Source organism: Anaerocolumna jejuensis DSM 15929 (assembly GCF_900142215.1).
Lineage (GTDB): Bacteria > Bacillota > Clostridia > Lachnospirales > Lachnospiraceae > Anaerocolumna > Anaerocolumna jejuensis.
Window position 1 is genome coordinate 295,978 of sequence record NZ_FRAC01000010.1, and the last position, 13,968, is coordinate 309,945.

The following is a 13,968-nucleotide window of genomic DNA, read 5'->3' on the forward strand; positions in this document are numbered from 1 at the left end:
ATAGGATTATTTTCAGGTAAAACCCAAACACCAAATATTGATATAGTTATGTGGTTATGGGATGAAATTGGCGATTGATGACAATCCTGCAAATATGCTATATGAGTATCAAATCTGAATCAACATGAAGAACGAGAAAGGAGCCTCGACTTTCTTGATTCAGAGAAGTTAAGAGAGAGGTAAGAACATGGGAACGAAAATGAGGAAGTTATTTGATTATTTTTTGATTTTTGTCGCATTAATCATCACATTGCTGTTTTATTTTAATTTTGATTTAGAAGGAATTCTTTGGGACAGGCGTGAACAGACAGTCATAAGTACAGATCAGTTAAAAGCAGATACCACTGTAGATTATATTGGACTGACAGCAGGAGATGATATCCCATTATTAAAGACGGGACAAGATTGGGAAAATGTCTTGAACTATAGTACATATGTAACGGTGGTACCGGTAAGTATTAAAAAAACAAATGTTTACAGTTTGGCTACATGGGTTGGATATTTTAAAAAACGCAGTTCAGGTGCAGATGGTAGGAGATTGGCCGAAGCAGAAAAAAATATTTTTGATTATTCTGCAGATTATAATCCCTATTACATCATCGAATTACAGGACGGCACCCGTTTACTGGCTCAAATGACCCGAGGTATCGCAAAACAAATTGAAAATGGGAAAAAAGTAAAACTCCCACTTGGACAGAAGGTCGGAATTACAAAGACAGCAAAGACATTATTGAAACCAATATGTGAGAAATTGGATGTAACGTCAGAGGGTGTTCTTTACACTATCGACAATAATTGGTCATCAAAAAATGCAGATAATATTATGTTTGGAAAGTATGCTATTGCGTTTGTAGGATGGATTTTACTTTCGATTATTTTACAGACAATAGCAGATAAAATAATACCAAAACACAAGGAAAAATATGACATTTGACCGATACAGTAATAGAACTTGCAACAGCTGATGTTATATTATAGGATAGAAATATTTTGAAAGAAGAAATTCAGAACAATATTAAATTAAGCACTCAATAATATGAGTGCTTTTATTATTGGTTGATGTTTGGGTTATTAGTTCTACCAACTAAAAAATCTATAGAAACATTGTAAACATAGCGATAGATATAAGATTGTCATATGTCGGTTTTGAATCACCAGCTTCCAATCTTTGATATTGTCTTTCAGTAATACTATATTTAAAGGTCACTTGAGTGATTTTATTAACAAATTCTTTCAATGTAAGACTTTCTACTGATAAAACCAACAAAAAAAACACTACCATAATCTGATAGTGTTCAACAGGGGATGAGAGAATCGAACTCCCGCTAAAGGTTTTGGAGACCCTTGTCATACCATTTGACCAATCCCCTAAATATTTGCCATGCTCTCTGCACTGCCCTTATATATTATAATAAATTGTGTCAATTGTCAAGAAAATTTTATGATAAATTTACAGATTCCGAGTTTCCATAGCTCGTTTCAGAGGATGCTTTGGAAGCGGAGGCAGGGTCATTAAACTCTGAATCTGCAGGATCTGGCATTAAGGTTTCAAGGAGTATGTGAGGCAGCAGCGGCTTACTGTAGATATAGCCTTGTATGATGTCGCACCTGTTCTTTCTTAAGACTTCCAGCTGTTCAATTCTTTCAACACCTTCCGCAATAACCTCAAGCTTCATACTGTGGGCAAGATTGATAATACCGGAAGCAATACGGGCATCCTTTTCGTTGCTGCAGATATTGTTGACAAAGGACTTGTCCATCTTAAGGGTATCGATGGGCATATTGGTCAGATAATTTAAAGAGGAGTAGCCGGTACCAAAGTCATCCAGTGAAATCAGTATGCCCAGCTCCTGTAAGGAGGATAGTTGTACCGAGGCATTGGATAAGGAGGATACAAGGGTGCTTTCTGTTACCTCCAATTCCAGATTTCCGGCAGGCAGGCCGGTTTCTTCCAGGATGTTCTGTATGATTTCTATAAAGTTTGCCTTGCTTAACTGCACACTGGATATATTCACGGAAACAGTCAGGGAATCAAAGCCGCTGTCAATCAGCTTTTTGTTAAAAAGACAGGCTTCTCTTAATATCCATTCTCCCAGCTCTGTTATCATACCGCTTTCTTCCGCAATGGGGATAAATTCCTGGGGATACAGCTCCCCCAGCTTTGGATTGCGTATACGCATAAGCGCCTCAAAGCCTGTCATCTTTTCCTTGCGGATATTGTACTGGGGCTGGTATACCACGTAGACTTCCTCATTGGCTATTGCATGGCGCAAAACCTCGGTAATCAATGAATTCCGGTTTAATTCCTCCTCCATGGTCACGTCAAAGAGGGTGTATTTATTCTTTCCCGTATCCTTTGATTTGTACATGGCTATATCGGCATTTTTAATCAGGGAATTATGGGTAAGGCCATTTTTGGGGTAGAGGGCAATACCGATGCTGAGGGAAACATATATTGCCTCCTCATTAATGTGAAAGGGCGTTTTTAGGGACTCTATGATGGCAGCGGCAAAGTCCGTAGCTTCTTTCTCATTGTCCAGGTTCTCACGAAAGAGCAGGAACTCATCCCCCCCTGCCCTTGCAAGAATATCGTCATTGGCAGTCAGGGAAAGGAGGTGGGCAGCGGTCTGGGATAAGAGGTTATCACCATATTCATGGCCCAGTGTATCGTTAACAGTCTTGAAATCATCCAAATCTACAAAATAAACAGCGTGCAGCCTATTGGAGCCCGGAGAGGCGGAAATGGCCTGGTTCACCCTTTCAATAAAAGCCATTTTATTGGGAAGGTCCGTAAGCACATCATGATAGGCAAGATATTCTATGTGGTTGTAATTCTGGCGAAGCTGATCTTCCTTGATAATAAGCTCCTCATGCATGGCTGCCAGCTCATTATAGCTGTTTCTTACGATATGCAGCATTTTATTTAAGTTTCTTGAAAGCTCTCCAAATTCATTCCGTGATTTGATATTGCTCTGGGCTTTTAAATTTCCTTCCGAAGCCGTTCGGAGGGTGTTCTTCAGCTCCAGAATAGGCTCCGTATAAAAGGTCGCGATTTTATCGCTTGCCAGGAGCATAACCAAAGAGCAGACTGCAATACCTGTCATAAATATGTATAGTATAATTCTTGCCAGACTGGTGACGGCACTGGTATCCCGTTTCATAACAAGGACCCAGCCCATATCCTTTAGGATACTGTATCCGTAAATAGTATCAGTGGATTCAAAGGTATACTGAAAGCTCCCGGTTTCTTCTGCTTTTCCGCTGTAGTAATCCGTTACCAGGCGGCTTAAATGGTCATCTTTAATATTTGTACCGATATATCTGCTATTGGGATGAAAGATGTAATTGCCGTATTTATCAAGGCAGAAAGTATAGCTGCCCTTGCCGGCGGTCATTGAATTTAAGTAGGTATCAAGACTTGAGAGGTCCAGGGTGCCGACCAGATACCCAAGAATTTTTTTGTGATTGTTCCGGTCCTTAATGGGACAGCCTATTTCAATAAAGTAATGATAGGAACCGTCTGTCAGTTTTTTCTTTAAGATTCCGCTGACAGCATTTGCATTGTTTCCGGTTGCTCTCATATAGGTCAAGGACAGGTTGTCCGGCGCTTTTGTATTTATGTCATAGCGGTCAGTGCTTAGGATTACGGAATTGCTTTTATCAAAGACCTTTATATTCTGAAAATAGGACAGGGTCCTGCTGCGTCTGTTAAGGAGCTCCATTGCATTGCCATACAGGGGACTGCCAGATTTTGAAGCAGACTTCGTCAGGGCAAAGGAGGCATACTCATAGATGCTGCTCTCCTGAGCCAGGAGATGAGCTTCTGTTTGTCTGCTCTCTAACAGTGCCTTAAGGCCTTGGCTGTTGGTTGATGCCGTTTGTTTTAAATTAACCTTCTCTGCCGAAATAAGCCTGTCAGATATCATATGAAAGGATAATACTGACAGAAGAATAATTGGCAGGAGTGATAATACAAATAACGTAACCCTGAGATTATTCCTAATAGACATAACGGTCTTCTTTCTAATGTAATTATTTAACATATTACCAAAAATGGGGCAAAAAAGCAATAAAATTGGTAATAATACTATAAATTTTAGTTGAAAAAGCTTGCGGTAACAGGTATACTTGTACAGTAGTTACCTTAACTGCTGTTTTGAAACAGCAGACTTTTCTTACTTAAATGGAATTACAGGAAAAACAGAACGGAGAATACAATGTACAAGTTACTGGCAAAAGACGGAAGAGCCAAAAGGGGAGAATTTCACACCGTACATGGCACAATACAGACCCCGGTCTTTATGAATGTCGGAACAACAGCTGCAATAAAGGGAGCAGTGTCCACTCAGGATTTGCAGGAGATGAAAACCCAGGTAGAATTATCCAATACCTACCATCTTCATGTCAGACCGGGGGATGAGGTTATAAAAAAACTCGGAGGACTTCATAAATTTATGGTATGGGACAAACCCATACTGACGGATTCCGGCGGGTTTCAGGTATTTTCTCTGGCCGGACTTAGAAAGATCAAGGAAGAAGGAGTTTATTTCAACTCTCATGTGGACGGCAGAAAGATCTTTATGGGACCGGAAGAGAGCATGAGGATACAGTCGAATCTCGCTTCCACCATTGCCATGGCATTTGACGAATGCCCGCCCCATCCGGCAGAAAGAAGCTATATGCAGGATTCTGTGGACAGGACAACCAGATGGCTTATCCGCTGCAGGGAAGAGCTTAACAGGCTGAATACCCTTGAGGATACCATTAATAAGAACCAGATGCTCTTTGGTATTAACCAGGGCGGTACCTATAGGGATATCCGCATCGAGCATGCCAAGAGGATATCGGAGCTGGATTTGAATGGATATGCATTAGGAGGGCTGGCAGTAGGTGAAAGTCATGCAGAAATGTATTATATAATAGAGGAGACAATGCCTTACCTGCCTTTGGAGAAGCCAACTTACCTGATGGGAGTGGGAACACCGGAGAATATACTGGAGTCCGTTGAAAGAGGTGTTGACTTTTTTGACTGTGTTTACCCGGCCAGAAACGGAAGGCATGGACACGCCTATACCAATCATGGTAAAATGAATCTGTTGAATGCAAAGTATGAATTAGATTCTGCCCCTATTGAAGAGGGATGCGGCTGTCCTGTATGCAGGCACTACAGCAGAGCATACATCAGACACCTGCTAAAGGCAAAGGAAATGCTGGGATTAAGGCTTATGGTAACCCATAATCTTTATTTTTATAATAATATGATGGAAGAAATCCGTGGTGCCATTGAAGAACAAAGGTATGCGGAATACAAGAAAAACAAGCTGAATGGCTTTGCCCAAGGCGAGGAATAAAAATAAGAATAATTATTTTGTAGGAGGAACAATATGCAATTTGGAATTTTAACAGGAGGCGCTCAGGGAGCTATGCCCTTAGCTACCTTGGTAATGTGGATTGTAGTTATGGTAGGTATCTTTTACTTTATGGCAATCCGTCCCCAGAAAAAGCAGCAAAAGAAAATGGATGCAATGATGTCTACGCTGGAAAACGGTGACAGCGTTTTGACTTCCGGTGGTTTTTTCGGAGTTGTTATCGATGTAATGGAGGATGTTGTTATTGTAGAATTCGGCAATAACAAAAACTGCCGTATCCCTATGAAGAAAACTGCCATTGCAGAGATTGAAAAGCCTCAGTCCGCAATCACTGCAAAAGAAACAAAGGAATAAAACAACAAAGAAAACAAGAGAAATATAAAAGGTCCCTGTGATTACAGGGGCCTTGTTTTTAAGCGGTTTTCCAAAGGCTCTAAAAGGGCTTCCGGTATTTGCAGGTTGCCTTTTCCGGAGCCTAGAGCAATATCCGGCTTGTTATTACCATGGAAATCAGAGCCGCCGGTTATGACAAGATTATAACGGCCGGCAAACCTTCTGACAATACCCTCATCAAAGCCGGTATTCATGGAATAGATTGCTTCGATGCCGTCCAGGCCATACTCTGCAAAGAGGGCGATCATCTCATCCAGCTGTTCCAGATTGTATTTATAAAGAAGAGGATGAGCGAGAACGGCAAGGCCTCCTGCCTGATGGATAAGGGAGATAGCCTTTTCGGGGGAAAGATAATCCCTTGGAACATAATAAGGAGAGGAATCGTTTAAATACTTGTCAAAGGCTTCCTTGGTTGTCTTGGTATATCTGTGTTCCACCATATATTTGGCGAAATGTGCTCTTGTAAGAACGGCTTCTCCTTCCGAAGCCTTTAATTTTTCTACGGTAATATCAATTCCTGCGCTGCGCAGATTGGCGGTCATCTTTTCATTCCGTTCATCCCGTTTCAGGAGGGCGGTATGGAGAGCTTCTTTTAAGAGGCTGTTTTCGGTATCAAGAAATAGACCCAGTACATGAACATCTCTATTGTTGTAAGCTACAGAAATTTCTGCACCAGGGATAACCCTTAAGGGGTTTGCAGAGCTGGACACTACCAGAGCGGCTGCCTGGGCTTCCTCGATTCCGGATAAGGTATCATGATCAGTCAAAGCAATGGCAGAAAGGGACAGGGAAGCTGCAAGCTCAACAACCTCTGTGGGCGACAAGGTACCGTCTGAGGCATTGGAATGTACATGCAAATCAATATAATTCATAAGAACCACCTTTCTACATACAACCAGAGTTGAATGCTTTTTCAACATATCTGTCAATACAAGCATTTTAACCTTTTTGCCCTAACTTTACAACCTTAAATTTAGCAGTCTTAAGCATATACAAAGGAAAAACTTAATATATTACTGTATAAAGCAATCGGAGGTGTTTCATGGACAAAGTACTTCACCGGAATTCAAGGGTTACCGTAATATTAAAGAATCTGTTATTATCTTATGTCGTAACAGGGCTTATGCTGTTAGTGCTGTCCTTACTAATGCTGAAAATGGATGTTTCAAATAAGATTTTAAGCGGCGGTATTACAGTCACGTATATTTTATCAACCTTTTTAGGAGGCTTCCTGTTTGGTAAAAGTGCTTCCCAGAAAAGGTTTCTCTGGGGGCTGTTAATCGGAGCCTTGTATTTTGTAATTCTGTTTCTCATATCCGTTCTTACCGGTTCCGTAATGGGAATGGAGGCATCCAGGGTCCTTACCGTAATGCTGCTCTGTATATTTGGGGGAATGCTGGGCGGCATGTTATCCTGAAGGCATTCCATCTTTTCATTTAGGCAGTACTGCAGGCAAGCCTGCAGTAAAAAAAATCTTTTCATCTTCATTTGGATATGATATAATAGATGCGGATATTGACATGATAAAATATCAAGGAATAAGAAGGAGGAACATCATGAAACGTATTAAGACTTTAAATACAAGAAACCTGAAAGAATCCATGAAAAAGGGCGGCTGCGGCGAGTGCCAGACTTCCTGCCAGTCAGCATGTAAGACATCCTGCACAGTAGGAAACCAGAGCTGTGAGAATCAGTAATTATACGCAAGTATAATATACATAGTAATGAAAAATTGCTTATAAATATTTATAAGCAATCCTGCAAACCCGATTACATTGCATGCCGCATCTGGATACAGTTGTGGCACTGCCATAAATCACCCATGCATATCACAAGCTTGCTTATGATACTGCATAAATAGAAACTAAGCAGCGTCTTATGGTCGCTGCTTATTCCTTGTGTATGGAATTGCACATAGAAGGAGGAAAAATTGGTTCATCAGTATAAAAACAACGGATATAATATCGTGCTGGATGTTAACAGCGGCATGATTCATGTGGTAGATGATTTGATCTATGACATTATAGAGCTGTATAAAGAAATGAAAAAAGATGGAAAGCATATGGTTTCAGAACAAGAGAAAGAAACCATCATCAATACATTATCGTTAAAGTATAAAAAACAGGAGTATGCCAGCCTGTTTGAAGAATACGGCAAAAAGGAAGGCACGGTAGCAGCTGCGGTGAGAGAAGCAGTAAGCGAAGTGGAGGAGCTGATAACAGAAGGAGCTCTTTTTACAGAGGATATTTACGAGAATTACATATCGGAGTTTAAATCCCGCTCAACCGTAGTAAAGGCATTGTGCCTTCACATAGCCCATGACTGTAACCTTGCCTGCAAATATTGCTTTGCGGAAGAAGGAGAGTACCATGGAAGACGTGCTCTGATGAGCTATGAAGTGGGAAAACAGGCACTGGATTTCCTTATAGCCAGTTCCGGTAACCGGAAGAATCTTGAGGTGGACTTCTTCGGCGGTGAGCCCTTAATGAATTTTGATGTGGTAAAGAGGCTTGTGGAATACGGCAGAGAGCAGGAAAAAATCCATAATAAGAAATTCCGTTTTACACTCACTACAAATGGTATTCTTTTAAATGATGAGGTTATGGAATTCGCCAACAAGGAAATGGGAAATGTGGTATTAAGCATTGACGGACGGAAGGAAATAAATGACCTTATGCGCCCTGCAAGAAACGGAAAGAGCAGCTATGATGTCATTCTTCCCAAATTCGAGAAGCTTGCGGAAAGCAGAAATCAGAACAATTATTACGTAAGAGGAACCTTTACCCATAATAACCTGGACTTTTCCGAAGATGTGAAGCATCTGGCAGAGCTGGGCTTTAAACAGATATCCGTAGAGCCTGTGGTAGCGCTTCCTGAAGAAAGCTATGCCATAAAGGAAGAGGATGTGGAGAAAATCTATGAAGAGTATGATAAACTGGCAGCCTATATTCTGAAAAAGAGACAGGAGGGAGATGGCTTTAATTTCTTCCACTTTATGATAGATTTATCCGGAGGTCCCTGTGTTGCAAAACGCCTGTCCGGCTGCGGCTCAGGAACGGAATACCTGGCAGTAACGCCCTGGGGAGATTTATACCCCTGTCATCAGTTCGTAGGGGAAGAAGAGTACCTGATGGGAACTGTCTTTGAAGGGATTAAGAAAATAGAGCTGCAGGAGGAATTCAGAGGCTGTAATGTATATTCCAAGGATAAATGCAAGGACTGCTTTGCCAAGTTCTATTGCAGCGGAGGCTGTGCTGCCAATGCCTATAAGTTCCATGGCAGTATCAATGATGCATATGATATCGGCTGTAAGCTGGAAAGAAAACGTGTGGAATGTGCCCTTATGATAAAGGCAGCAGAGGCAGCCCTTTCTGAGGAAGCAGAGGAACTGGAAGCGACTCTTTGATGTATATATGAACCGGAAGAATGCCTGTCCGGCTGTCTGAATCTGATTCGCAGCCCGGTACAGGCATTTCCCGGTTTTCTAGCTTAACAGAAAGGATACACCATGGAAAAGTGGGTACTTAGGAATAAAAAGGCAGATTTTGAAGCCATTATGAAAAGACATGGCATCAGTGAATGCCTTGCAAGACTACTTGTAAACAGAGGCCTTACAGAGGAAATGGACATAGACCTTTATCTGAATCCTGACTATCAAAATACATACAGTCCCTACACTATGAAGGATCTGACGAAAGCCTGCAAAATATTAGAGGATAAGATAGACAGCTCTCTTCCCATCCGGATCGTCGGAGATTATGATGTGGACGGAGTTTCTTCTACCTATATACTCTATAAGGCATTAACTCTGTGCGGAGCCAGGGTGGATTATGAGATTCCCGACCGTATTAAGGACGGCTATGGAATTAATGAGCATATAATTGACGGGGCTTATGAAGCTGGGATAGATACCATAATAACCTGTGATAACGGAATTGCTGCCCTGGAACAGGTAAAGAAGGCAAAACGTCTTGGGATGACGGTTATTGTGACGGACCATCATGATATTCCTTTTGTAATGGAAGAGGAAAAAAGATATCTGCTGCCCGAGGCAGATGCTGTTGTAAACCCCAAGCAGGAGGAATGTCCCTATCCCTTTAAGCAGCTTTGCGGAGCGGCAGTAGCGTATAAGCTGATGGAAGTCCTTTATAAAAGCAGACAGATAGGAGAGGCAGAGCTGGTACCTTTGCGGGAAGTTGTTGCAATTGCTACTGTTTGTGATGTAATGGAGCTTACAGGGGAAAACCGTATCCTGGTAAAGAAAGGGCTTGAGCTTCTTAGAAAGACAAAGAATCAAGGTCTTAGGGCTCTTATGGAGAAGAACGGAATTGCTGTAGAGAACCTGTCTTCTTACCATTTGGGCTTTGTTATCGGCCCCTGTCTTAATGCGGGAGGAAGGCTTGATACTGCGAAAAAGGGTCTGAGGCTCCTGCTGTCGGAGAGTAAGGAAGAGGCGGATAAAAGGGCTGAAGAATTGAAAGGTCTAAATGATTTGCGGAAGCAGATGACGGAAGAAGGCATTTTAAAGGCGGTTTCCATGATAGAGAGCTCCGCCCTAAAGGAAGACAGGGTATTGGTGGTCTATTTGCAGGACTGCCATGAAAGCCTTGCCGGCATCATAGCAGGAAGAATAAGAGAAAAATATAATAAGCCGGCTATTGTACTAACCAGTGCCCATGAGATGGTAAAGGGGTCCGGGCGGTCCATAGAAAAGTATAATATGTACGAAGAGCTTACCGCTTCCGGTAAGTACCTGGTGAAATTCGGAGGACATCCCATGGCTGCCGGTATGTCTCTTGCCTTCGAATCAGTGGAGCCCTTTCGCATCAGCTTAAATAATAATACCACGCTGACGGAAGAAGACCTGATTCCCAAGGTAGTAATTGATGTAGTGCTTCCCCTGGGATTAATTACAGAGGAGCTGATAGAAGAAATTAAAATCCTGGAACCCTTTGGAAAGGGAAATGAAAAGCCGCTGTTTGCAGACAGAAGCCTGAAGGTAATAAAGCTTGCAGTCATTGGAAAGAACAAAAATGTCATAAAGCTTTTGGTAAGAAATCAGTATGGCAAGGAAATGGATGCCCTGTACTTTGGTGATACGGAGGGCTTTCTTGAGGCGCTTTCTGATGCCTACGGCCAGAATGAGGTGGACAGGGCCTTCCAAAATAGAGATAATAAGCTAAAGCTTTCATTGACCTACTATCCTTCTGTAAATGAATATAACGGAAGCCGCAGCCTTCAGATAATCATACAGAATTATCTTCCGGAGAAGTGATGAATATTTTTGAAAAAGCAATAAATATATTCTGGAGAAGTAATGAGTATCATTTGGAAAAGCAATAAATATCTTCTTGAGAAGTGATGTGTATCATTTAGAAAAGCAATAAATTTCTTCTGAGAATTAATTGGTTTTCTTTGGATAAGCAATAATTTTCTTCCGAAAAGTGAAGGAAATCCTTTGGGGAATGTTTTAAAATAACCTTGTCACAGGCAGTATAGTATGATACGATAAACAAAATTACTTTTGAGTACAATTGATACAAAACATAATAAAACGACTATAAACGTTAATTGTCTGATAAATACCGGAAATGACAAGCAATTTAACCCATTGTGTTTCAGAGAGTGATTTAAACGGAGGAAAGCTTATGGAGAATGACTTACTTAGTGCCCAGGAAGTTGCCGATATCTTAAAAATATCCAGAAATACTGTCTATGAGTTGATAAAACGGGGAGATTTGAATTCGTCAAAGGTCGGAAAGCAGGTAAGGGTTACCAGAAATGAAGTAAACACTTATTTAAGCGGAACGGCCCAAAAGACTGTGTCAGTTATGAGGGATATCCCCAGTGCTGCAGCAATGCCCAAGGCGGTAAAAAAGCAGAATACCTACCAGGCTGTGGATGAAAATATCAGAGGCAATGAATTTATCATATGCGGGCAGGATATATCCCTGGATATACTGGCAAACCATCTGGGGGCATATTCCGATACCATGCAGCTTTACCGCTCTTATCTTGCCAGCTATAATGGCATCTATGCACTGTACCAGGGACGTGTCAATATTGCTACCGCCCATCTTTGGGACGGCGATTTGGATGAATATAATGCTTCCTACATTAAAAAGATGATGCCTGGCATACCGGCCTTGACGATTAGAATCGGGAAGAGAAGGCAGGGCTTTTATGTGCAGAAGAATAACCCTAAGAGAATTACCGGATGGTCCGATTTAAAACGAAGGGATATTACGATTGTAAACCGGGAAAGAGGCAGCGGTACCAGGGTGCTGCTGGATGAAAAGCTGCGGCTCATGGGGATGATCGGTGACTATATCGAAGGGTACCATCATGAATGTAAATCCCATCTTGCGGTCGCCAGCCTGGTTTCCCACAAAGAGGCCGACCTTGGTATCGGGAGTGAAACAGGCCTTATGAATGTGGCAGGGATTGATTTCATTCCCCTCCAGACGGAGTGCTATGATTTGGTCATGCGGCTGGTAGATGCCGATAAACAGCCCTATAAAAGGATTATGGAGATACTGGCATCGGATGAATTTAAGATGGATTTACAGCTCCTTGGCTGCTATGATACCCAGGAGACCGGGAAAATCATCTGGAACTAAGGTTCAAGTATATAGAAACAAAACATGAAATCACAGCTTAGTGCTGTTAAATATCTGAGCTTTCGATAGAAGGGGCTGCTGCAAATAATACTCCCCTGATTAAATTAAAAACCATGCATGTATTTGGGATAAATGATATGCTCTCTTCTAGGTAGATAAGTAATATTAAAATTATTATTTTTTAACATCTACTTGACGGGAAGCAGTTCAGTGAATCCCTTTATCTGCATGGTTTTTATTTATAGGAATTTTGAAAAAACACTAAGCAGCCTCCACGTCCTATTTCCCCTTAATCTATCTCTTCCTTTGTGACAAATATAACTAGATGTGACAAAATAAAAACGCTATGTAAAAGTTCTATATAACAATAGTCAATTGCAGAAAATATTTTAGGATATATTTACATTGACGATAAGTTCGTCGGATAATATAGTAACACTATACTTAATTTTCAGATAAAATCAGTGAAAAACATAAAGCTCCGGAATCAAACAGGGATAGAGCCAAAGGATAACTGAGACAAACGTTAAGAAATGCAATTGGATTTGTCACAGGTAATATGGGTAATATGCAGTTGGAATAACAAAGAGGTTATTATATTCATTTTCATGAATATAATGCCTCTTTTTTATTATAAACAAAAATTATCTAAAGGAGGAAACAACAATGAGAAAAATAGCGTTTTATGGAAAAGGCGGAATCGGTAAGTCCACAACACAGCAGAATACGGCTGCTGCAATGGCTCATTTTTATGACCAGAAAATTTTTATTCACGGATGTGACCCCAAGGCGGATTCCACACGTCTTATCTTAGGCGGTAAACCCCAGGAAACTCTCATGGATGTGTTACGTGAGGAGGGTGCTGAAAAGGTAACCAACGAAAAGGTTATAAAGAACGGTTACCATGACATCCGCTGCGTAGAGTCCGGCGGTCCCGAGCCCGGCGTCGGCTGTGCAGGCAGAGGTGTTATCACAGCCATTGACCTGATGGAATCCAACGGTGCCTATACCGATGATTTGGACTTCGTTTTCTATGACGTTTTAGGCGACGTTGTATGCGGCGGTTTTGCAATGCCCATCAGAGACGGTAAAGCCCAGGAAGTTTACATTGTTGCTTCCGGAGAAATGATGGCAATCTATGCGGCAAATAATATCTGCAAGGGACTTTTAAAATATGCAAAGCAAAGCGGTGTACGTCTTGGGGGCATTATCTGCAACAGCCGCAAGGTGGACCGGGAAAGAGAATTCCTGGAGGAATTTACAGCCTCCATCGGAACTCAGATGATACATTTTGTGCCAAGAGATAACATTGTGCAGAAGGCAGAGTTCAATAAGAAGACTGTTGTCGAGTATAATTCCGATGAAAATCAGGCAAAGGAATACGGTGAACTGGCCCGTAAAATCATCGAGAATAAGAATTTTGTAATACCCCAGCCCCTCACCATGGATGAACTGGAAAAAATGGTAGTGAAGTACGGAATCTCAGATTAATTTGAAAAAATGCTACATTATTCAAGTTTCTATTAAAGCAGAATCACTGGCAGGCTTGAAATATGCCTGGGAACTGCGCGGATTTATGGGAAAGG

11 protein-coding genes and 1 tRNA gene are annotated in these 13,968 nt (G+C 41.4%); 9 read left to right on the forward strand and 3 right to left on the reverse strand.

What is annotated here, in order from left to right; translation table 11 throughout:
• Positions 1–187: 187 nt before the first annotated feature.
• Positions 188–934, forward strand: coding sequence for a hypothetical protein (locus tag BUB77_RS10885; RefSeq protein ID WP_073275691.1), 747 nt, complete (start codon positions 188–190; stop codon positions 932–934).
• Between the two features lie 365 nt (positions 935–1,299).
• Here the strand turns inward: BUB77_RS10885 and BUB77_RS10890 are convergent.
• Positions 1,300–1,370: transfer RNA gene (locus BUB77_RS10890), tRNA-Trp, on the reverse strand.
• 69 nt (positions 1,371–1,439) lie between these two features.
• The gene (locus tag BUB77_RS10895; RefSeq protein ID WP_073275693.1) at positions 1,440–4,010 is read right to left on the reverse strand and encodes a bifunctional diguanylate cyclase/phosphodiesterase; all 2,571 of its coding nucleotides are present in this window, start codon (positions 4,008–4,010) and stop codon (positions 1,440–1,442) included.
• 207 nt (positions 4,011–4,217) lie between these two features.
• Here BUB77_RS10895 and tgt point away from each other — a divergent pair, with 207 nt between their 5' ends.
• Together tgt and yajC are read left to right on the forward strand one after the other, a co-directional pair.
• Positions 4,218–5,351, forward strand: coding sequence for a tRNA guanosine(34) transglycosylase Tgt (gene tgt / locus BUB77_RS10900; protein WP_073275695.1), 1,134 nt, complete (start codon positions 4,218–4,220; stop codon positions 5,349–5,351).
• Positions 5,352–5,384: 33 nt separating this feature from the next.
• Positions 5,385–5,723, forward strand: coding sequence for a preprotein translocase subunit YajC (gene yajC, locus BUB77_RS10905; RefSeq protein ID WP_170866634.1), 339 nt, complete (start codon positions 5,385–5,387; stop codon positions 5,721–5,723).
• A gap of 41 nt (positions 5,724–5,764) precedes the next feature.
• Here yajC and BUB77_RS10910 read toward each other — a convergent pair whose 3' ends face one another.
• Positions 5,765–6,634, reverse strand: a complete 870-nt coding sequence (locus BUB77_RS10910) for a PHP domain-containing protein (protein WP_073275831.1) — start codon at positions 6,632–6,634, stop codon at positions 5,765–5,767.
• 170 nt (positions 6,635–6,804) lie between these two features.
• On the opposite strand from BUB77_RS10910, the gene BUB77_RS10915 reads away from it, so the two are divergent.
• From BUB77_RS10915 to nifH, 6 genes are all read left to right on the forward strand, one after another.
• Positions 6,805–7,179, forward strand: coding sequence for a TIGR04086 family membrane protein (locus tag BUB77_RS10915; protein WP_073275697.1), 375 nt, complete (start codon positions 6,805–6,807; stop codon positions 7,177–7,179).
• 139 nt (positions 7,180–7,318) lie between these two features.
• Positions 7,319–7,459: a six-cysteine ranthipeptide SCIFF gene (gene scfA / locus BUB77_RS10920; RefSeq protein WP_073275699.1), complete on the forward strand. Its 141-nt coding sequence runs from the start codon at positions 7,319–7,321 to the stop codon at positions 7,457–7,459.
• Between the two features lie 233 nt (positions 7,460–7,692).
• Entirely contained in the window at positions 7,693–9,168 is a 1,476-nt protein-coding gene (gene scfB / locus BUB77_RS10925) for a thioether cross-link-forming SCIFF peptide maturase (RefSeq protein ID WP_073275701.1), read from the forward strand.
• A gap of 102 nt (positions 9,169–9,270) precedes the next feature.
• A complete protein-coding gene (gene recJ / locus BUB77_RS10930) occupies positions 9,271–11,037 on the forward strand; it encodes a single-stranded-DNA-specific exonuclease RecJ (RefSeq protein WP_073275703.1) in 1,767 nt (588 codons plus the stop codon).
• Positions 11,038–11,410: 373 nt separating this feature from the next.
• Entirely contained in the window at positions 11,411–12,382 is a 972-nt protein-coding gene (locus BUB77_RS10935; RefSeq protein WP_073275705.1) for a substrate-binding domain-containing protein, read from the forward strand.
• A gap of 666 nt (positions 12,383–13,048) precedes the next feature.
• Positions 13,049–13,873 (forward strand): nitrogenase iron protein, encoded by an 825-nt coding sequence (nifH, locus tag BUB77_RS10940; RefSeq protein ID WP_073275707.1) that lies wholly within the window; start codon positions 13,049–13,051, stop codon positions 13,871–13,873.
• Positions 13,874–13,968 lie beyond the last annotated feature (95 nt).